We start from the raw sequence: 20,232 nt of genomic DNA on the forward strand, positions 1-20,232 counted from the left end.
CTCATTTAATTGTTATTGGTGTACTGTATAACTCAGTCATAGCTTCACTAAACTCGTCAACTTCGCTCGAGTTATTAATTACTTTGGTCGTGATTAACATAACAAGTTCTGTACGGCCTACCGCGTCATCTTTTGTTTTGAAAAGATTACCTAAAATTGGCAGCGTACTTAATCCTGGTATGCTATTACCTTTATTGTCTTTAGTTTGCTGAATTAAACCACCAAGTGCTACTGTTTGACCATCTCCAGATAAGATTTCTGTTGTAATAGAACGATTGGTGATTGTAGGAGAGCTGCTACCACCTAAGTTATTTGCGCTCGCATTACTTACCGACATTGAAACACTTAAGCTTATAACTCCTTGAGAGTTAATTATTGGTGTAATTGTAACGTTTACGCCTGTTGAGCGATACTGAACAGAATTAGACACCGAGTTATTGTCACCAACATTTTGTACGGTTTGCGTAATAATTGGAACCTGATCACCCGAGCTAATAGTTGCTGATTCTCCATCTCTTACTATTAGGTAAGGGCGTGATAAAACACGAGAATCACTTTTTGTAGAATTCCAATTTAAATTAGCCTGCCAGTTACCACTGAGTACTGTACCTACAATACTGCTTGGTGAGCCTGTAAAGTTAGTTAAAGGACCGCTTGAAGGCTCAAGCCCTGTATTTTGGTAAACCCAGTCAATACCCGACGATACAGAATCACTTAATGTTACCTCTAAAATAGTAACATCGAGAATAACTTGCCCTGGTAGTACATCCATTTTTTCCATTAATGATTCTACTAAACGATACTCATCGGTCGTGGTATAAAAAATCAATGCATTTTGTTGTTTATCAAGACTAAAGCGAATTGGACCTTCGCTTGATACACTTCCACGGTTTCTGCTGTCGGCTCCATCTGAACCAGAATTAGAATTAGAACTACTATTAGGGGTACTCGTTTGCCCTAGTAATAATGTACTAATTGATTCAAGCATATCTTCAGCTTTTGCATATTTAGGTTTGTAGATAAAATATTGTCTTTCGTCACCCGCTATTGGTACATCTATTTTATTTGCCCAAAAAGTAATACGATCGATTATTTTTTCACTCGCTGCATAGGCTACAAATGCGTTAATACGAGGAATAGGCACAAATGAAGCATCTCCAGCTTGTGACACTTCCATACCATCTTCAACAAGTAATTTTTCGATTTGTTTAATGCCTTCAATAGGTGAGATATGCGCAAACTCAATTAACCGAATTTGTCGTCCATATGCTCTAGGCACATCTAACATATTAACTATTTTCATTGCTCTTAATATTTCAGTTCTATCACCTTCTAAAATAATTAATTTTTGTAATGAATTTACAGTTACTTGCGCAGTAGATAGCTTTTTCATAATACTTGTTATGTTTCGGCTACTGCTATAAACGTAAGGAACAATTTGGGTAATTGCCCCAGACATTTGTGGTATATCAATTTCTTGATTACCAATACCAATAGCAATGGAGTTTTTTTGATCTGATGATGTTGTTTTTGATAAATATAAAATATTGTCTTTTCTGAGAGCTCTAATTGAGCTTTCTTCAAGCGTTTTTATAACTACTTTATAAAAGTCGGTTCTTGGTATTTCTGTAGAAATATTTAATGTTATTTTGTCATTTGAAGCAGCTAAGCCTGGTGCTACTACGTAATTAAGACCTAGAAGTTCGTCGAATACGCGGCTAGTAAATTCCTTGATTGATATTTCATCTGCCGAAAATGTAATAGGTGCTCCGCTTAACGCAGGTGATTTTTTAGCATCTTCTTTTAAGCGAGTAATACCACCTAAATCTTGTATTTTTAAAGAACTGAAATCATTTCCGTTTTGAGTTTCTTCCTCTTGTCGGACTATATCGCTATTTTGCTTACCTGTACTTTTAAGTATGGATCTTTTTACAGAGATCTTATCGTCACTAATCAAACTTTTTTTATCATTAGTACTTTTTGTTGCACAACCTGAAATGGTTAGTGCTAATAAAACTAAAAGAGATCCCTTTAATGGTTTGCTAATCATTTTGTTACTTCCTCAACACCATTTGTTTTTGTAATACTAATTACTTGTGGTTTATACATTTTAAGCTGTACAGTTTGACCGCTATTTAGCAACTTAACCTCTGTAGCACTGATCTTACTCAGCTCTAAAGATTCAAACTTATCGCCTTCAATGACATCAATTGTATCCTCTCCTGTCGGAGTTTTTAACCGTAAGCGAACCTTTGCCATATCACCACTGGTATATATTGCCACCAACGAGAGCGTTACTTCTATGATATCGGGCTCTACGATATCCTCTTTATTTTTACCTATGTATTGATAATCTACACCGAGTGTTTTAGCTAACTGCTCAATATCAAATTGTTTTTGTGAAACTCTAGACGTTTCTAAATTAAATGAATTAACCTCTTTTTTATTACTATTATCATCACTTAATAATAAAAAATCGCTTACCCATACGAAAGCCGCAATACATGCGCATAAAAGTACTAATATATTTCTCATGATTTTTTAAATACCCGTACAAACTCAATATTTGCAGTTACTTGATCAGGTATAGCTTTATCATGTATTAGTGACACTTGCCTTACCCTATTTCCATCTTGAATATTTTCAAGCTCATGGAGCAAATTAAGTACTTGATTGTAATCCCCTGATACGTTCAGTTGCCCTGCATAAACAGAATAGGCAGTATTAATTTCCACCTCTCTAAAAGGTGCTTTATTATTTATGTTTAATTCATATCGGGCAACAGCTTCATCGACTATTTGTAACCAAAGTAAAGATGGCTCTTGGTTTTTTTCTAAAACAGGTAGCCCTGAGAATTCTTTTGAATTAGCTTCTAGTTGAGCAGAACTATTTTTTAATTCCTGCTCTGATGCCAAAACAAACTCTTGTTTAGCCACAATCTTTTTTAAACCTTCGAGTTCTTGTTTATTAGTATCTAGCCAATCGAGCCAAGGAAAAATTAAAAACTCAAAGCTCAAAAGTAAAGCTATTAGCCCTACTCCCCATTTTTTTATTGATATAGATGATGTATTCACTTCCATGTAACCTCAATGGTAAAAGACTCTGATCCCGTTTTATTTTTTGTTACAGCTCTTGAAAACTTAGCTTCTTTAACCGATTCTGTTTTAATTATCTGTTCTAATACTTTGGTCGCTGAATTTTCTGATGTGCCAAATATTTCAACACCTTTAGTTATTAATTTTACTCTTTCAATAAAAACACCTTCGGCATCTATATTGATTAAACTTAATTTATTTAAGACATTTGGATTATCTTCTAAAAACTTTATAAAATCAGACGTTAATTTAATCTCTTTAATACGATTCTGCCGTTCTGATAACACTGCATTAACGGCGGTTTCGTTATGTGTTTTTATTCCTTGGTAATGATTAATTGCAACCATTAAATACACACTTAATAAAACAGCGGTTATGCTAAATATAGAACCAACTGCAATTAACAATTTACGATTGCTAAGCTTTTCAGGTTTATTATCTGCCTTTTTATTACTCAAAAATAAACCTATAACTTGCAACCAATTAATTTTACTTAGTTGGTTTTCATAATTAAATGAAGGCTTAGCATGCGTAATTAAAAGAGGCTGTGCCTCTGTGTCATCTGAAGCTGAATACAATGGAATAACAACACGACATTCTTCTGGTATCTTATCTAAAATAGATTCAGGAACAACAAAATAAGAAATAGTAAATTGATTACTCGATAACTTATCTATTGACCAAAAAAAACCACCTTCCATTGGAGGCAATTGAATTTTTTCTGCTTGAATGATATTTTTTATTTCTGTTATTGGTGTGTTTTCGTATGTTCGTGTAGTAGCCCAAAATAAATTACGATCAATTAAGCACGCTGTCGCTAAAGTAACTTTTGGCTTTTTTTTCTCTGTTTTTGATACAACACTTTCTGTTGTCAGATGGTATTTAAAGTGGCAAAAAGCCGAGGGTGAACCTAACTTCTTTAAGAAATTTTTCATTATCTAAAAATCAGCTCTTCATCTGTTATAGAATATGGACTGAAAGAATCCTGTCCCCGTAATAGTATAAACTTTTTTGTAATTGAAATATTTTTGTTTGAAGTGATTTTGATCAAAAAGCGTCCGCTAGGGTAATTCACACCATCCGCTGACGTATTTTGAGCACTTTGCTCCAAAATTCCTAAGGCAGAGTATAAAGATTTAGGCATAAATTGTCGAACTATGTACTCCGATGCATATAATGTAATATATGGTTTTATTTGTTCATAAAGATCTTCACTTCCCAATATATAAACTAGTTCTTTAGATTTTTGAATAACACCATTTTTAGGGAGGTAGGGCTCACTATAATCACCACGTTCAGCGCCTTCTAAATGCTTTAGGTTATCTTGATCCTGCCAATCATCCAAACGATCACTAATTCTAAGCAGCTCATCTTGACTTACGCCTTGATTAAGTAATAAAAGATTAAAGTCTGACTTATTAAAAGGTACAAGTGACACCAAACCACTTATGTCTTGAACTGACACGCTATAGTCTGCAAGTTCTTTTGTTTCACTAGCCAAGTTTTTTGTAAAAGCATTTGTGACTGATTGACCTTGAAAGTCATCTCGAGGACCTAAAATACTAAATGAAGTAGTCATGTAGCTATAAATTAACTCTGCTTGCGCGTTCTCTAAGCTTAATTGAGCATCTGTACTTTGCTTCAATATGCCAGCTAATCGAGCGTTATTTTGCCCTTGCCCTGTCATATAAAGCATAATTACAGCCATAACAGCAGTAATCATTAAAACAATTATTAAAGCGACCCCTTGATTATGTTTAGCCTTCGAAAGCATTTGTTGCTCCCTGCTCAAAAGAATTTAACTGCGGTATTTTTAACATAATTGCAGATTGCTCTCGTGTATTTATTTTTATATAAAGAGGTAATATTTTTCTTTTTTTTGCTGAAAATACATTTGACCACATTGGTTTAGGTTTTACAGCTATACTAAAAAATTCTGAATAATAATTACTTAATTCAAAGCCATCTTTCCAACCAAAATAACTAAACTCTACTCCCTCTCCTTGCATATATATAATCGGAGATTCACAACTAAGATCCTCTCGGGTTATGTTATCAAGTAAAAAAGAGCCATATTCAGCTTCACAATACTCTAGGCGTTTATTACGAATACTTAATGTAATTACAGCCATAGGTGAATCAACCTGTATGGGTTTATCAGTTATAAATGACACACTATTAGAATCACCTTCAAAAAAAGGCACCTGTTCATTTAATTCTGTGCGGTATATAAAGGGGATAAGTGAACGTATTTGTTTATTAATTAGTTTTACTGTTGTTAGCGTTTTAACCTTGTAACTTTTGTCTTCCTTTGTAAGGGTCGATAATGAATACCTATAACTGGTAACTGATAAGGTCATCACTAAAGAAAAAATAACCATTGCTACAAGCACTTCTACTAATGTAAAAGCTGATTGATTACATTTATTGCTTCCAATATACATCTTTAAAACTCAATATTTTTTTATCATCTTTCGTAACAGTAACTTCATACAGCACTATATTGTCATCTGTCGTGGTAGTTGTATTTTCGGACTCTGAGGATATAAAGCGTATGGCTGGTTGAGAATTTAATACAGATAAGACCCATGTATATGTACTATTTTTTATATCGTAGGTTCCCGCTGATACGTTTTGATACTGATACTGATAGCTCACTTCATCGCGAATATACTCGGCTAATAATCCACGTTCAACATTATTCATTAAACGCTTCTCATGTAGTAAAGATGAGCGCATAACAAAGCTAATGGCACTAACGGCTATAAATAAAATAATAGAAGCAATTAATACCTCAATAAGGGTCATCCCTTTATTATGCTTCAATTTTCTCACTTTTATTTGTTCCCTTAGAGGTAATCACTAAGCTAATTTTTTTAAAGTAATTATTGGCATTAAATACATGCGTTACAGGGGTTAGCGTAAATGTTTTAAAGTCTATACGTTTAACCAAATGTCCCTTTGTTTCTCGCTCATTCGGTTCTTCATTTGTATCAGGTGCCACAACTGCTAGCTCTGTACTAATAATATTGTTGTCATCAAGTTTCTCGTCGTCTGCTTTTTTTAATGGCTTATCTTCTTCATAAACTTCTAAAAAATTATCAGACACAACCAATGTTAATGAGCCTCCTTTATAAACGCTATACTCTTTTGTAAACGTTATAATTGATGCTAGTTGTTTTTTTTCGCTGTAAAATTTAGCTTGATCAAATTGCTGCCACATATTAGGCAAAACAAATGAAGTAGTTAGACCAATTAAGACTAAAACTATGAGCAGCTCTATTAATGTAAAGCCTTTGTATTTAGAAAGAGACATCGTTTATCGATACTATACTTAGTAACATTGTTATTACTACAGAGCCAACAACTCCACCCATAACTAAAATGAGTAAAGGTTCTAACATTGCTGTAAACCTGATTAGCCATTGCTCAAAACTCAGTCGTGCTCTTTCTGCTATCTCAGTAAAAGAGCTTGTTAATGTGCCACTCTCCTCACCTACCGATATTAATGAAATACCAATATCATCAAAGAGTGAAAGCTTTGCCAATTCATCGCTCAAAATGCCACCAGATGACACTGTTACTACAATTTTTCGGAGGCTTTTTTTTAGTTGAGGGTCTAAAACAGTTTCACTTGCTAGCTCTAAACCATTAGACAAGCTCACACCGCTTTCAAGGGTAAGCTGTAAAGAGGTTGCAAAGCGAATACGATCAGACTGCTTTACAATAGTTTTTATAAGAGGGAGCTTAACTGTCGCTTGAATCATTTTGAGCCTTAATTCATGCTTTTGAAAAGCAAAAACAGCGCCAGTTATCAGTAAAACAATACATATTAATAAATGTATCTGATAATTTTGTATCCATTTTGAAGCATCCATAAGTAATTGCGTATAACTTGGTATATCACTTACCGATTCAAACATTGTAGACATACTCGGTATAACAAAGTTAAATATTGCCCAAATTGCGAGTACGCAAACTATTAGAATAAAAAACGGGTATGTAATTGCTTGAATTACTTTATTTCTGAGTGCATTTTGAAATAACAGATTTTGACTTAATCGGCTAAATACCTGTGGTAAATTACCGGTACTTTCGCCAATTTTAACCATTTCAACAAACAAAGTAGAGAATGTTTCTGGTCGTTTTCCAAGAGCATCACTCAATAAAGCCCCTTGTTTTATATCTGATAAAACCGAAGCCCATACTAAACCAATTGCTGACTTTCGATTTGATTTAACTAATACAGAAAGTGCTTTATCTATTTTTAAGCCATTTTTTAACAATGTAGAAAGCTGATTAGTCGATTGCTCTAAATCAGAGAGTGTTATTCTTTTACGTTGTATTGCTTGGGAAACCGCACTGACTTTAATAACTAATTTATAGTCTTTTCTTAAGTTAGAAAATGCTTCCTTTTCACTCTCTGCGGTGATCTCTCCATTAACCAATTCTCCGCTATGTGAGTATGCTTTAAACTTAAAAAGCTGGCTCATCCCGCAACCCTCATAACTTCCTCAATCGTTGTAATCCCTTGCAACGCTTTTAGTAGTCCATCTTGCTTTAAGCTTCGTAAGTTTTTATCAGCCATTAATTGATAAAGATTATCTAATAGCTTTTCATCTTTAGGTATTCTTTTAATATCACTATCACATGGTAAATACTCTAAAAATGCAACTCGACCAGCATATCCACTGTTTTCACATTCCTCGCATCCTACAGCTTGGTAGAGCCCTTTTTGATTAGGCACTGTAAGTTGATGTAATGAATACTTTTCATGAAAATGTTTACTTTCTTCAGGACCTAGCGGCTGTTTACAGTGACTACATAGTGTTCTTGCTAATCGCTGTGCCATTATAGAAACCAAGCCTGCGTTTAATAAATACTCTTCAATACCTAAATCCATTAGACGTGTGTATGCAGAAGGGGCATCGTTTGTGTGCACGGTACTAAACACTAAGTGACCTGTTAAAGCTGATTGTAGCGCGATTTTAGCAGTTTCATTATCACGGATTTCACCAACCATTATTACGTCAGGATCTTGTCGTACTATACTTCTTAAACCAGCCGAAAAGTCAAAACCTATATCTGAGTTAACTTGAACTTGGTTTACACCTGGAAGTTGGTATTCAATAGGATCTTCTAATGTGATAATTTTAATATCTGGCTTATTTATTTGATTCAAAAATGAATATAATGACGTTGTTTTACCTGAACCAGTGGGACCCGTCATTAAAATAACGCCTGAAGTTCGTTTAAGATCTTCATTTATAAAGGCGATCAGATCTTCAGAATATCCTAATTTTTCGAGATCAAACTTAACTGCATTTTTTATTAAAAAACGCATTACCACACTTTCACCAACACCAAGTGGTAAAGTTGAACAACGAATATCTAAATCCGTAGAACCAGCTTTCATTTCTATTTTACCATCTTGTGGGCGACGCTTTTCAGCGATATCCATACCAGACAATATTTTTATTCTTGAAATAACAGCTAATTGTAAACTATATGGAATAGGGTCGGCTTCTTTTAAAATACCATCAATTCTGTATCGCGCACGGTAGCGACCATCAACAGGTTCAATATGTAAATCTGAGGCCCCTAATTTTACGCCTTTATTTATAAGGCTATTTACCAAGCTTACAGTAGGTGCTCCAAGCGCTAGCTCTTTTAATACAGCTACATTGTCTGAGTACCCTACAAGTTCAGGTTGTTCTTGTGACAAAGCTTTAAATTGCTCGCTAAGTAATTCAAAATCTTTTTTTGTTAGTGCATAAAATTCAATATCAAAATCTAAAAACCGTATGTAATCTAAACCATCTTTATTATGAGGAGAGGTGAAACCTAACTTTAAGGTCTTACCTTCGATCCCTAAAGGCAGCAAATGCGCAGCCAGCAAGAACTCGCTATTCACGTTACTTATTTTTTCTATACTGCCTTGCTCTAACTCAATTGGACCAACCCATTCTTTACAACCGAGTAAATTTGCATACATTGCACACAATTGGTCTTCATCGATCCAGCCAGAATTTAGTAAAAGTATATCTAGCTTTTCGTTTGTAGTTGTTTGATATTCAAGCGCCTGAGACATTCTATTTATATCAATGAGATTGTGCTGAGTTACATATTCCCTTACTTTAGTGTTCCACATCAGCGTCTTCACCCTCGCCACCTGGCTTGCCATCTCTGCCAAAACTTTTTAAAGAGAACATATCGCCATTTGTATCTGAACTTGCACTATAGCTGTATTCATTTCCCCATGGGTCTAATGGGATTTTTTGTGGGAAGTAAGGACCATCCCAAAGCTTATTAGAGCTGCTTAATAATTCATCTAGTTTAGTTGGATAATAACCAATATCTAAGCGGTATGAGTCTAGCGATGTCGCCATTACCTGCATTTGTGCTTTAGCTGTGCCTTCTCTAGCAGAGTCGACTTTACTGAACATTCTTGGGGCTACAATGGAAGCTAAAAGGCCTAAAATCACCATTACAATTAATAGTTCTACGAGTGTAAAACCGACATTTTTAAATTTGTATTTCATAATCAAATCCATGAAGTGTTACTAATAATACGAATAAAAAGGGAGCTTTAAATTCAGCTCCCAAATTTATCATAGCCACGCAGTAATGTAACTACATAAACTATTTAGATTGACGTACCTTGTCGATTGCTGATTCAAATTTTTCTAAACTACCAGAACCAGAAATAAGTTCGTAATTTACAATAGAGTTACCTTCCTTTTTACCAATGATAAAAGTTGGTGTAGAAGTTAAACCTAGTTCAGCAGCATCTTGTAAAGAATGCGTAATAATATTATGAATACCGGTATCGGTTAAACATGCGCTAAATTGCTCTTCGTCTAGCTCAAAATCGTTAATTATCTCAGCTAATGAGTTTTGCTCCATTGAGTTACCAAGTTCAAATAAACGATTTTTTACACCTTCGTACTGCCCTTGATTATAGGCACAGCGAAGTGTAACAGCTGCGTAAGGTGCTTTGGGATGCAAACTAGCTAATGGTAATTCCCTTGCAGAAACAGCAACTTGGTTAGTATCAACAAACTTAGCCTTAAAATCAGGCCATACGGTTTGTTGAAACTTTTTGCAGTATGGGCAATGTAAGTCGGTAAACTCTATCATTACAATTTCAGCATCTTTAGAGCCAATAAATACAGCATCTGATGACAATTCAATTTTTTCTGGACGAACTAGCGAACCTAATCCAACTTTAACGGCAATTTGTCTTTGAACTTCTTTTAATTGTGCAAGCTCTTGTTTAAGTTCTGTGTTTTCGTTGTTTTGTACCGATTGACAACCAGATAAAATAGCGACAAAACAAAGTAATAATAGTTTATTCATTAATATTCCTTATTTTCAACAAAAAAAACCCCCGCAAAAGCGAGGGTTTATCGGCTAATAATTAACTAGTTGTTAATTATTGGCTCCACTCATTTTGGTCAAGTACAGGCATTACACGGTCAGAAGCACCGGCTACACGTTGTACAGCTACACCGTGAACAAGGTCACGTGGTGCAGTTACAGTGAAAGTCAATGAATGACGTTTACTGTTTGAAGTAGTGTTAGCGCCTAAAGCACCTTCAGAGTAACCACCGTCTGCGCCAGTGTAGCCTTTTTGAGCTACAGCTTCTTCAATAAGCTTAGGTACAAAGTAAACAACAGAAGACTTAGCAGCAACAGTACCAAGTTTAACAGCAGTTACTTTACGGTTGTTAGTATTACCATTAGCAGACTCACCGAATACATCAACAGTAACTTCTGCAGACTCATCATGTTCGTTAGTTACACGTACAAAGTTACCTTCGCCGTTTACAACGTAAGGAACTTTAAGTACAGCACCGTTAACGCCAACTTCATGAGATACTTTGCTAAGCTCACAATGGTCGATGTAATCTGCGTTACCAAAGTCTAAAGTATAATGAGTATTAACATCGTAGTTAAAGTTCATGATACCAGTAGCTGAAGTATTAGTTACCGCGTAAAACATTTGGTTGTAATCAGCACCAAATAAGTTACTAGTAGAAGTTTTAGCGTTTGTTTCAACATCACCACCAGTTGCTTCAGGAGTGAATACGTCAAGTGCATACGTTTCGTATACTGGAGCAGTTGCTTTAGTTAAACCAAAGTCACCCCAAGTAGTACCAATTTCAACTGGCTCTTGAGTTGCTAATACACCTGTAGCAGCTGTACGAGAGTTGAAAAGACCCATATCTACAGTAGTACCAGGCATTACTGAAGCAACAAATGAAGTTTCTAGTTTATCAGAAACAGTTAATACGATGTTACGGTCTAGAGTAGCACCACGGTCGTAGAAAGCAGTTTTGTAAATTACTTGATTTTTTCTAACAACAAGTTGTTTAGAAGCATCAGCATCAAAAACAAACTCTGTACGTGCTGTAACAGCTTGACCAGCAGCATTGCTGCTTTCTGCGTTTACATCACCAACAGCTGTTGTACCGTCTTGGAAAGCATAAAACTGTGGAGAAATATCTGCGATCTTAACGAATGAAGATACACCACCTTGAATACTGAAACCAGTACCACCATCTGAGATAGCTTCAGTAGCTCTGATGCTTACTGATTTAGATGTAGTTGCAGTAGTACATTCTTCGTTAGCAATTTTGATACCAATTGGATCAACAGCAAACTCGTTACCTGTAGCTACACGAGAGAAAGCTAGACGAGTACCAGCGCCAACAACATTATCTTTTGTAATGATAGTGATAACGTTAGTACCATCAACTGTACCATCTGAAGAACCGATAGCTTCAATATCGCCGTCGTCATTTAATTTAACTAAATGAACTTGGTTTGCATTACCGTCAAAAAGAGCACCAGTAATTTCAAATTCAATTTTAGAACCACCTGGGATATCGGTAGTTGGGATGTAGATGATTTGCTGATCACCAAAAGTACCATCGCCTTCGATATCATCGAAATCAATGCTAAGGTTACCAGTTAATTCATAAGCAATGCTTGTTTCATTAAGAGTTTCTAAAGTTGCTCCACCAGCAGTTGTACGCGGTGTTACACAAGCTGCGCCAGTGTACTTAGTGTCAAATGCAGAAACACCAGTGTTATCAGCATTTTTGTAAACTTCAAAACATGCTTCCGTACCAGCGTATACATTACCTGCTAAAACAGCTGTTACTGCTGCAGGGATTAGAGCGATTTTTGAAAAGCGCTTCATTTTTATCTCCTTGACCATTTAATTAGTACCCGATGGGTACAGTTCAGTTTTAAAATTTATTTTCGTTGTTTTAAATTAAACAACGAAAACTAATATTCTTAAACTCTTCCAATACTCCTCAAATGAAGTATCAGTTCGAGGTGGGGCAATTATGATAACTTAACCACATTAATTCAAGGTTTTATTAAAAAAAATACACATTTCGTTCAAATAAAAAGCTAAAAAAAGGAATAACCTATTGATTTTAATTAAACTTAAAGCATTAACTTTTTTTACAAAGCACTTAATGCAGCAACCGCAACACCTAGTTGGTATAACACTTGAGTTGCCTTACTCCAAAGGGTTAATTTATCCATGTGTTCGGCGTCTAAAGGCACCACTATTGTATCGCCAGGCTCCAGCAGCTCTGACTCACTAGCTGCAAACCAATTACCTTTATTAGGAATTTTTACTGAGCCATTCGCCTTTATTACATAAATACGATCTTCTGCAGCTCGAGATTTCATTCCCCCACTTTGATTAATGTAATCTTCAATATCAATTCCATTTTTAAATAAGTGAGAAGTAGAATAATTAACCTCACCAATAACACTAATCGAGTCACGCTTACTCGGCACGAAAAGCTGATCGCCATTTTGAAGCACTAAATTTTGTTGATTATTCACTATTAATGGCAAATCAATCACAAGCCGCCCGACTGCTTTTACACTTGCTATATCACTTAATAGCTTGGTCATATCGTCGTAAGATAATGAACTTCCTGACTCTGAGTTTTGAAAGCTCTTTGATGCTATATCTCTACGTAATTCTGATGATAAGCGCGCTAGTTGTTCTTCTTCTTGCTGCTTTATTGATTTACGTGTGAATACCGCTGCTTTTTGCTCTGCAAATTGTGAGAAACCACCTGCACGTTTTAGTAAATCATTTAACGTTTCACCTCTGCGAATTGTATAAGTACCAGGAAACCTTAGTTCACCTTTTAATTCTACTTTTACATTTTCTTGCCAGTTAGGTATTGCAAAAATATTAACACTGTCTTTACTACGTAAAGTTATATTATTTTCTGCATTTCCATTAAAAACACTTTCTAAATCAAATTTGATATGTTCTATTTTTGATGTATCGGAGCTAACTACACGTGTTATTTCAGCCTGCTTAATATAGGCTGATTCTAAAAGACCTCCTGACGCAGAAATCAAGTCACTTACTTTTCCGCCAATCATTAATGGATATATACCAGGATAAGTTACAGTCCCAGCTATCTCGACTAATTGCATAGAGTTATTAAATGAGGCTTGCTGTTTTAACTTCGCTATAATTGGTTCGAGTAAGTTATGACGACTGAATAGTGCATAATCTTCAGGCTTAAGTTCTTGGTCCTCTTCCGCTTTACGCTTTGAAAACTCGGCAATAGTTAGTATTTTATTATCATCTAGAACTAATTCTTCGCCTTTTTCATTTATGCCAATATATTTTTCAAACTCTTTTTTCTCAAACTCATGCCATTGCTTTGCTTTTAATTGCTCTTGCTGTTGCTTTTGACTTAAAGCCATATTCTCAAGTGCAACTAGCTCTGCTTCTTTTTCTTCGAAGCGACTAAAAACCATGATTTTGTCATTTGCTTGAAGTTCAAAATCGTTATCGTCATTTTTTATAATCGCCTGCGCTACATCAAATTGATAAATGTCGATATCACCATTTATATTTACTTCTCGAACGACTAAGCCATAACTTAAATCAGCCTGGGGTAGTAAATCACCTCTAACCGATTTAAGTACATCAGAAATACGTTTCCCTTTATACCATTGGTAATTGCCAGGTCTAGCTACAGCGCCAATAAGGCTAATAGAATTTTTATATTGTAAGCTTATTGGGTTAAAGCGAATTTTATCACCTGCTTGAGGGATATAGCTTATATTATTTTTTGAAAAATCAATCGATAATATCTCTTTGCGCTGGTGACTAAAGCGCTCAACGAATACGCTTTGAGCATAGGCATCAGGTTTTAATCCTCCTGCCATATGTAATAAATCTTTAGCTGTTTCGCCTTTTTTAAGCTCAAATATAGCAGGGCGTTTTACCAACCCTTCAACTGTAACCTGTGCGCCTACAGCTGGTATAAAAACAACATCAGCCGGCTGTAATACAATATCTTTACTACTATCACCATTAATAAGTAAATCGTAAAGATCAAAATTAACGACAACTTTACCCGCTCTTTTAACTTGGATATTTCTTAATGAAGCAATGTCTGATACACCACCACTTACAAATAAAGCATGAGAAATAGTTGTTAAAGGAGATACGCTATAACTTCCTGGTTTATATGCTTCTCCTAAAACTAAAATTCGCATACTACGCAGCTGTCCAAGTGAAACAAAAGCTTTGACACCTATAATTTCTTGCTCAACTTTAGCTTTAATTAACTCTTTAACCTCAGAAAAATTTAATCCGGCTACATCGACAGGGCTTAGATTTGGGATACTAATTCGTCCTTCGCGATCTACCGTTACATCAAAGCTATTACTCTCTTTACCGTAGAAATTAATAGTTAATTGATCTCCCCGCCCCATTAGGTAGGTATCAGGTACAGCGGCGTTTTCACTAGGCATAAAAGTTGTTGGCTCACCCGCAAACAAGTTATATCCGTAAGGTTTGACCTCTTCAATTTGAGGTTTAAAACGATCCTCGTCGGTTAATTCTTCTTCTTTTTGTTCCGACCGTTGACCTATTGTTGGCTGGTTTTCTAAACTACTTTGAGTTTCCGATTTATTAGTACCTGCGATCGTCGATACATCTACACCATATTGCTCGGCAAGTGCCTCTTGTTGAGCTTTTGGTAGTTTCTTAAACTTTTCTAGCTGTGCCGCCGTAGGCGTAAAAGCCATTAAATGGAAACTAGAAAGTAATAATAAAAAACTAAAACATCGTTTAAAAACATTCACTGGTAAGTATATCCCTAAATCAAGAACCAAAATTTCCCGCTATAATACATTATTTACTTTTAAATAGAAGCTCCGAGCCATAAAGACTAAAGTGTGTAATTTTTAAAATAAGTAATTTTAAAAATTCCCTTGTCGCATCATGTAAGGTTGCTTTTATTTAGTTACACTATCTCATTATGATACGTGTTTTTATGTTTAGACTAAGTTAATCTTGTACAGTTTGACTATCGAATATGAACAGTAAGCAACCAAATGCAAGGTGTATCCTATTAAGTATTCCCTAAGTCGATTTACTTTTATTACCAACAAAAAATACGTATGCGCTAGCTTTACTCTATTTTTAAAGACGTTATAGTAGCTTTGGATTCACTACCTAGCCCGCCTAACTATAGAGATCAACTCATAACTAAATCACCTCAAATTGGAAAGTTTTAGTACAAAAGTTAACACTCCCTAATTTACTTATCTAAATTCCTATTAATTTAAGTTTTTAAGCATATAAGGTAATGTTATTTTGCTTTAGCTTTGATCTTACTTATATAATCGGCAAATATTTACATGGAGGTGCATCAGTTTTATGAATTTTAGGAAAGATATTAACGGGCTTAGAGCTATTGCAGTAATTGCTGTTGTACTCTTTCATTTTAATGCATCTTGGATGCCTGGAGGATTTGCAGGTGTCGATGTTTTTTTTGTAATCTCAGGCTTTTTGATGACCAGTATCATCATAAGGGGATTTGAGAGAGAGCGTTTTTCAATAATTAGTTTTTATCTTGCGAGAGCAAGCAGAATCATTCCAGCTCTAGCTGCACTTTGCTTTGTATTATTAGTTTTTGGTTGGTTTTTTTTAATCCCTTCTGAGTTTCAATTATTAGGTAAACACGCTGGTAGTAGCATTGGATTCATCTCAAATATTGCTTATTGGAGAGAGTCTGGATATTTCGATGCCATTTCACATGAAAAATGGCTACTACACACTTGGTCGTTATCAGTTGAATGGCAGTTTTACCTTATATATCCGGTATTGCTGGTTGTAATGCAAAAAATAATGTCTGTAAAAAGAATAAAAATTGTTCTTTTAATTGGAACCATTTTAGGGTTTATTTATTGCGTTTATATTACATATTCGTCACCTAATTTTGCATATTATTTTTTACCCTCTAGAGCTTGGGAAATGATGCTAGGAGGAATTGCTTATTTATACCCTTTAGATATTAGTAGTAATCGTAAAAAAATGACACAATGGCTTGGTTTTTTTTTAATTTTAGGATCTTATATATTCATAAGTAAGGAAAATATATGGCCAGGATACCTAGCTTTAATACCTTGCTTCGGTGCTTTTTTAATCCTTCAAGCTAACCAAAATGACAGTCTTCTAACTAGTAACATAGTATTTCAAAAATTAGGTTACTGGTCATATTCCATCTATTTATGGCACTGGCCACTTACAGTTTACTATTACGAAAGTAGTGGAGGTAATCACTCCCCTATTATCTATATTATATTATCAGTATTACTTGGATGGTTATCATATAAATATATTGAATGTATCAAATTACATAAAATAGAAAAAATAACCTTCATTAATCTTCTTAAATTTAAACCTTTGCATTACGTGTTAGTAATTAGTTTTTCTTCGATAATTATATTTATCTCTAATGGAGTAAATTGGAAGTTTAGAGCAGCTGCAAACTCTCCAGATGCTTTATATTTGAAGAAATATCAAAAAGAAAATTATGTATCTAAATATGTAAATATTGAATATAAGCAAGAATGCAATTTCTTTGACGGCAATAAAGCTAAAATAAATGATATTCCTGATTCTTGTATAAATAATGGTGAAGGCGGTATTTTTCTATGGGGAGACTCACACGCTCAAGCTTTATCGTATGGATTAAGATCGACTTTTACTGAAACTGTATTTAACCAAGTTGCAACATCAGGCTGCCGCCCCTTAGTTAAAGAGGATATACTCACTAAAAGTGAGTTTAAAATTGCTTGTGATAAATCAAATACAAAAGCTAAAAATGCTATCTTACAAATAAAACCTAAAATTATAATTTTAGCGCAAAAATTAGAACATGATAAAAATAACTACTTTGAAATTAAAAATTACTTAGATAGTAATAACATAAATGCATCAATACTTTTAATTGGTCCAGTACCACAGTGGAGACCATCTTTGCCTAAAGCTATAGTTAAAAGGCACTTTAACCCCAGCGAACGCTACATTAAAGATGTATATTTTGTAGAAGAAACACTATCAATTAATTCAATCCTTAAAGAGCGTTATAGCGATAGTAAAATAAACTATATATCTATTATTGATGCTTTATGCAACGACAATAACAAATGCCTAGCTAAGATAGATGATAAAAACACACCTTTAATTTGGGATTACGGTCATTTATCACTTGAAGGGTCAATGTACATCGCCCAAACAGTTATTAGCTCTAAAATTAAAAAAATATTGTTAGAGGAAATGGCTTCTAAATAATTTTTCCATTAACTATTTAAAAATAGAGGCAGTATAATTAAATCGTAAATTTAAGTAATTCAATTTAAAGTAGTTGCTAATTTTTTTTAATAAATTCATTATTCTTAAATTAATAAAAAAGGGACTTTCGTCCCTTTTTATTAAGTTTTATAAAGTTAATTAAAAACTATAAACTAATGTAAATGACGTTTCAGTATCAGTACTTTCTTTATCATCAGCAACATCTGAGTTGTTAGTGATATTAAAAGCAACTTTCATTTGTAAAGAGCCATTAATTTTTGCAAGTAATGCGGTTTCTGAACGCGTTTTAGTGTTTGTATCACCGTATTCAACAGCTACTAGCTGAGTAAAACGTGCATTATCAGAAATCTGCCAGTTGTAATCTAATTTACCTAATGCAATTACTTCACCTTCGTATTCGCCAGCAAGTGAGTTGCCGTTGTCGTCAACTTCAGAGCTATCATTTGGGTATTCAAAGTATTTATAACCAGGACCAACTTCAGCATTTAGCCACATGTTTTGTTCGTTCAATAAACGCATACCGTAACCGGCTGAAATTACAGACTCACTTCTATACGCACCAAAGTAATCTGACACATGTGAACCATAAATAAATAAATGAGAGTAATCATCATTTAATTTGTAGTTACCTTGTGCTGAAATAGAGTACTTTTCGTTTGTACGCTGTTTATCTTTATTACCATCATCATCTTCAACTTCATCTTCTTTGTAGATGCCGTCTATTTTGTATTCATTATTCCAGTTTTCAAGGTTGTGCTGTACTTTAATGCCACCTTTAAGCGTGGTTGTTTCAGTATTACCACTGGTAATAATTGCACCTAGTTCACTAGTAACTTCCCAGGTTCTTTGTTTTGCGTCTTCTGCGAATGCGTTAGTTGTAACTGACGCTGCAACTAAAATTGATAAAAGCTTTAATTTCATTAAAAAATAACCTTTGAATAAATGTATATCTATTTTATTAAACCGTTACCTGTTAGAGCAAGCAAAACAGCTCATAAATGACGTTAATAATTTTCATGTAAAAATACTACATATCAAATTCGCCAAGTATGAGCTGCTTTGTTATTACAATAATTAAGTAAAACCTTAATTTAATAGGTATTTAAAAAATTAGTCTTGCTTGTGAAAATGAACATCCATTTGCGGAAATGGTATTGTAATATTTGCATCGTCTAATGCAATCTTAATATTTTCCATTAAAGACCAGTATGTAGGCCAGTAATCAGCTGAGTTAACCCAAGGGCGCACAACAAAGTTTACGCTTGAATCGCCTAGCTCATTTACTGCAACAGTATAAGCTGGGTCTTTAAGTAAACGTGATTCTGCATCTAATACAGATTTAAGAACATCTTTAGCTTGGCGTAAATCGGCATCGTAGCCAACACCAATTACTAAGTCGATACGACGAGTAGACTCTCGTGAGAAGTTAGTAATAGCACCCGACATTATTTGAGAGTTTGGTACGATAATTACTTTGTTGTCTGGAGTACGAAGCTCTGTTGAGAAAATTTCGATTTTCTTAACTGTGCCCATTTTGCCGCCTGCTTCAACAAATTCACCTGATTTGAAAGGGCGAAGTAATATAATTAACACACCAGATGCAAAGTTAGAAAGTGAACCTTGTAATGCTAAACCAACAGCTAAACCTGCAGCACCTAAAATAGCAATGAATGATGTAGTTTCGATACCGATTTGCGAAAGTGCCATTAAAATAGTTACAGCAAACACAAGTGTGTACACAATACTTGAAACAAATGAACCAACAGCTTTATCTACTTTCTTTTTAGCGAAGCCTTTTTCAGTTAAACCAGAACAAAACTTAGCAATACGACTACCAAGCAGAAAGATAACAAGCGCAATCACAGCTTGAATACCGTAATGTAAAATTAGGCCTGAGTTATCGTTAAGCCAATTAAGTACTGAATCCATATTTACTCCAAATGTTTATATTAAGCGTTTTTTCTGCAACGATTATACATTAATTTACAATTAATTCTCATTAAATAGTGAATTAATACTATAAAATGAAACATCTTTCTGTTTTTTAGATACATTTATGTGTCGTTATATATTAGCGAACATTTATAAAACTTTAACTATTTTAGGTAATAAATATTCATTCATTTATTTTTTTTGCTTTTTTTTACTTTAGGGCTTCACAAAATTTATTATTTTATGTATTATGCGCGCCACACCAACAAAGGTGTGTTGTGGCGGTTGTAGCTCAGTTGGTAGAGCCCCGGATTGTGATTCCGGTTGTCGCGGGTTCAAGCCCCGTCAATCGCCCCAATTTTTTACTTTTAAAGTAAAAACTCTTTTCCCCGTTTTAAAAATATTCAGTAGTACCTCCCAGGGCAAGAGCATGAAAAAACACTATAAATTCAATACCTTTCAAGATAAGCTGTACTGCGCATCGCTTTCTTCTGCTTTGCTGGCATACCTTTACTAAAACTGGTTTCAGCCTTT

The 20,232-nt window shown here is 34.5% G+C and carries 17 protein-coding genes and 1 tRNA gene; 2 read left to right on the forward strand and 16 right to left on the reverse strand.

What is annotated here, in order from left to right; all coding sequences use genetic code 11:
- Nucleotide 1: 1 nt before the first annotated feature.
- From I6F65_RS13420 to I6F65_RS13485, 14 genes are all read right to left on the reverse strand, one after another.
- Nucleotides 2-2,050, reverse strand: a complete 2,049-nt coding sequence (locus tag I6F65_RS13420) for a secretin N-terminal domain-containing protein (RefSeq protein WP_197113333.1) — start codon at nucleotides 2,048-2,050, stop codon at nucleotides 2-4.
- Nucleotides 2,047-2,535 (reverse strand): hypothetical protein, encoded by a 489-nt coding sequence (locus tag I6F65_RS13425; protein WP_166111950.1) that lies wholly within the window; start codon nucleotides 2,533-2,535, stop codon nucleotides 2,047-2,049. Before I6F65_RS13425 ends, I6F65_RS13420 begins: the two co-directional genes overlap by 4 nt.
- The gene (locus tag I6F65_RS13430; protein ID WP_166111947.1) at nucleotides 2,532-3,080 is read right to left on the reverse strand and encodes a hypothetical protein; all 549 of its coding nucleotides are present in this window, start codon (nucleotides 3,078-3,080) and stop codon (nucleotides 2,532-2,534) included. Before I6F65_RS13430 ends, I6F65_RS13425 begins: the two co-directional genes overlap by 4 nt.
- A complete protein-coding gene (locus tag I6F65_RS13435; RefSeq protein ID WP_166111944.1) occupies nucleotides 3,071-4,030 on the reverse strand; it encodes a hypothetical protein in 960 nt (319 codons plus the stop codon). Before I6F65_RS13435 ends, I6F65_RS13430 begins: the two co-directional genes overlap by 10 nt.
- Complete coding sequence (locus tag I6F65_RS13440; protein ID WP_166111941.1) at nucleotides 4,030-4,869, reverse strand: general secretion pathway protein GspK; 840 nt, start codon at nucleotides 4,867-4,869, stop codon at nucleotides 4,030-4,032. The genes I6F65_RS13435 and I6F65_RS13440 overlap by 1 nt, the downstream gene beginning before the upstream one ends.
- Complete coding sequence (locus I6F65_RS13445) at nucleotides 4,853-5,539, reverse strand: type II secretion system protein J (RefSeq protein WP_166111939.1); 687 nt, start codon at nucleotides 5,537-5,539, stop codon at nucleotides 4,853-4,855. Before I6F65_RS13445 ends, I6F65_RS13440 begins: the two co-directional genes overlap by 17 nt.
- On the reverse strand, nucleotides 5,520-5,921 hold the full coding sequence (locus I6F65_RS13450; RefSeq protein ID WP_166111936.1) for a type II secretion system protein J: 402 nt from the start codon (nucleotides 5,919-5,921) through the stop codon (nucleotides 5,520-5,522). The genes I6F65_RS13445 and I6F65_RS13450 overlap by 20 nt, the downstream gene beginning before the upstream one ends.
- Nucleotides 5,911-6,411 (reverse strand): prepilin-type N-terminal cleavage/methylation domain-containing protein, encoded by a 501-nt coding sequence (locus tag I6F65_RS13455; protein ID WP_166111933.1) that lies wholly within the window; start codon nucleotides 6,409-6,411, stop codon nucleotides 5,911-5,913. Before I6F65_RS13455 ends, I6F65_RS13450 begins: the two co-directional genes overlap by 11 nt.
- Nucleotides 6,398-7,588, reverse strand: coding sequence for a type II secretion system F family protein (locus tag I6F65_RS13460; protein WP_166111930.1), 1,191 nt, complete (start codon nucleotides 7,586-7,588; stop codon nucleotides 6,398-6,400). Before I6F65_RS13460 ends, I6F65_RS13455 begins: the two co-directional genes overlap by 14 nt.
- Nucleotides 7,585-9,258: a GspE/PulE family protein gene (locus I6F65_RS13465; protein ID WP_331461422.1), complete on the reverse strand. Its 1,674-nt coding sequence runs from the start codon at nucleotides 9,256-9,258 to the stop codon at nucleotides 7,585-7,587. Before I6F65_RS13465 ends, I6F65_RS13460 begins: the two co-directional genes overlap by 4 nt.
- The gene (gene gspG, locus I6F65_RS13470) at nucleotides 9,233-9,637 is read right to left on the reverse strand and encodes a type II secretion system major pseudopilin GspG (protein ID WP_166111927.1); all 405 of its coding nucleotides are present in this window, start codon (nucleotides 9,635-9,637) and stop codon (nucleotides 9,233-9,235) included. Before gspG ends, I6F65_RS13465 begins: the two co-directional genes overlap by 26 nt.
- A gap of 100 nt (nucleotides 9,638-9,737) precedes the next feature.
- A complete protein-coding gene (locus I6F65_RS13475; RefSeq protein WP_166111924.1) occupies nucleotides 9,738-10,454 on the reverse strand; it encodes a thioredoxin domain-containing protein in 717 nt (238 codons plus the stop codon).
- A 76-nt stretch (nucleotides 10,455-10,530) separates the two neighbouring features.
- Entirely contained in the window at nucleotides 10,531-12,303 is a 1,773-nt protein-coding gene (locus I6F65_RS13480) for a hypothetical protein (protein WP_166111921.1), read from the reverse strand.
- Nucleotides 12,304-12,575: 272 nt separating this feature from the next.
- Nucleotides 12,576-15,191 carry an SLBB domain-containing protein gene (locus tag I6F65_RS13485; protein WP_166112054.1) on the reverse strand — a complete coding sequence of 872 codons (2,616 nt, stop codon included), beginning with the start codon at nucleotides 15,189-15,191 and terminating at the stop codon, nucleotides 12,576-12,578.
- A gap of 634 nt (nucleotides 15,192-15,825) precedes the next feature.
- Here I6F65_RS13485 and I6F65_RS13490 point away from each other — a divergent pair.
- Entirely contained in the window at nucleotides 15,826-17,745 is a 1,920-nt protein-coding gene (locus tag I6F65_RS13490; RefSeq protein ID WP_166111919.1) for an acyltransferase family protein, read from the forward strand.
- A 159-nt stretch (nucleotides 17,746-17,904) separates the two neighbouring features.
- On the opposite strand, the gene I6F65_RS13495 is transcribed toward I6F65_RS13490, so the two are convergent.
- Nucleotides 17,905-18,687 carry a YdiY family protein gene (locus I6F65_RS13495; RefSeq protein ID WP_166111916.1) on the reverse strand — a complete coding sequence of 261 codons (783 nt, stop codon included), beginning with the start codon at nucleotides 18,685-18,687 and terminating at the stop codon, nucleotides 17,905-17,907.
- Between the two features lie 189 nt (nucleotides 18,688-18,876).
- On the reverse strand, nucleotides 18,877-19,695 hold the full coding sequence (locus I6F65_RS13500; RefSeq protein ID WP_166111913.1) for a mechanosensitive ion channel family protein: 819 nt from the start codon (nucleotides 19,693-19,695) through the stop codon (nucleotides 18,877-18,879).
- A gap of 284 nt (nucleotides 19,696-19,979) precedes the next feature.
- Between I6F65_RS13500 and I6F65_RS13505 the strand changes: the two genes are divergently transcribed.
- A tRNA-His gene (locus I6F65_RS13505) sits at nucleotides 19,980-20,055 on the forward strand.
- Nucleotides 20,056-20,232 lie beyond the last annotated feature (177 nt).

Source organism: Pseudoalteromonas sp. SWXJZ94C (genome assembly GCF_015864385.1).
Taxonomy (GTDB): Bacteria; Pseudomonadota; Gammaproteobacteria; order Enterobacterales; family Alteromonadaceae; genus Pseudoalteromonas.

Excerpts from the sequence above, each read along its gene's own strand:
- I6F65_RS13420 (WP_197113333.1), bottom strand. The coding sequence starts at position 2,050 with ATGATTAGCAAACCATTAAAGGGATCTCTTTTAGTTTTATTAGCACTA.
- I6F65_RS13425 (WP_166111950.1), bottom strand. The coding sequence starts at position 2,535 with ATGAGAAATATATTAGTACTTTTATGCGCATGTATTGCGGCTTTCGTA.
- I6F65_RS13430 (WP_166111947.1), bottom strand. The coding sequence starts at position 3,080 with ATGGAAGTGAATACATCATCTATATCAATAAAAAAATGGGGAGTAGGG.
- I6F65_RS13435 (WP_166111944.1), bottom strand. The coding sequence starts at position 4,030 with ATGAAAAATTTCTTAAAGAAGTTAGGTTCACCCTCGGCTTTTTGCCAC.
- I6F65_RS13440 (WP_166111941.1), bottom strand. The coding sequence starts at position 4,869 with ATGCTTTCGAAGGCTAAACATAATCAAGGGGTCGCTTTAATAATTGTT.
- I6F65_RS13445 (WP_166111939.1), bottom strand. The coding sequence starts at position 5,539 with ATGTATATTGGAAGCAATAAATGTAATCAATCAGCTTTTACATTAGTA.
- I6F65_RS13455 (WP_166111933.1), bottom strand. The coding sequence starts at position 6,411 with ATGTCTCTTTCTAAATACAAAGGCTTTACATTAATAGAGCTGCTCATA.
- I6F65_RS13460 (WP_166111930.1), bottom strand. The coding sequence starts at position 7,588 with ATGAGCCAGCTTTTTAAGTTTAAAGCATACTCACATAGCGGAGAATTG.
- gspG (WP_166111927.1), bottom strand. The coding sequence starts at position 9,637 with ATGAAATACAAATTTAAAAATGTCGGTTTTACACTCGTAGAACTATTA.
- I6F65_RS13475 (WP_166111924.1), bottom strand. The coding sequence starts at position 10,454 with ATGAATAAACTATTATTACTTTGTTTTGTCGCTATTTTATCTGGTTGT.
- I6F65_RS13480 (WP_166111921.1), bottom strand. The coding sequence starts at position 12,303 with ATGAAGCGCTTTTCAAAAATCGCTCTAATCCCTGCAGCAGTAACAGCT.
- I6F65_RS13485 (WP_166112054.1), bottom strand. The coding sequence starts at position 15,191 with ATGGCTTTTACGCCTACGGCGGCACAGCTAGAAAAGTTTAAGAAACTA.
- I6F65_RS13490 (WP_166111919.1), top strand. The coding sequence starts at position 15,826 with ATGAATTTTAGGAAAGATATTAACGGGCTTAGAGCTATTGCAGTAATT.
- I6F65_RS13495 (WP_166111916.1), bottom strand. The coding sequence starts at position 18,687 with ATGAAATTAAAGCTTTTATCAATTTTAGTTGCAGCGTCAGTTACAACT.
- I6F65_RS13500 (WP_166111913.1), bottom strand. The coding sequence starts at position 19,695 with ATGGATTCAGTACTTAATTGGCTTAACGATAACTCAGGCCTAATTTTA.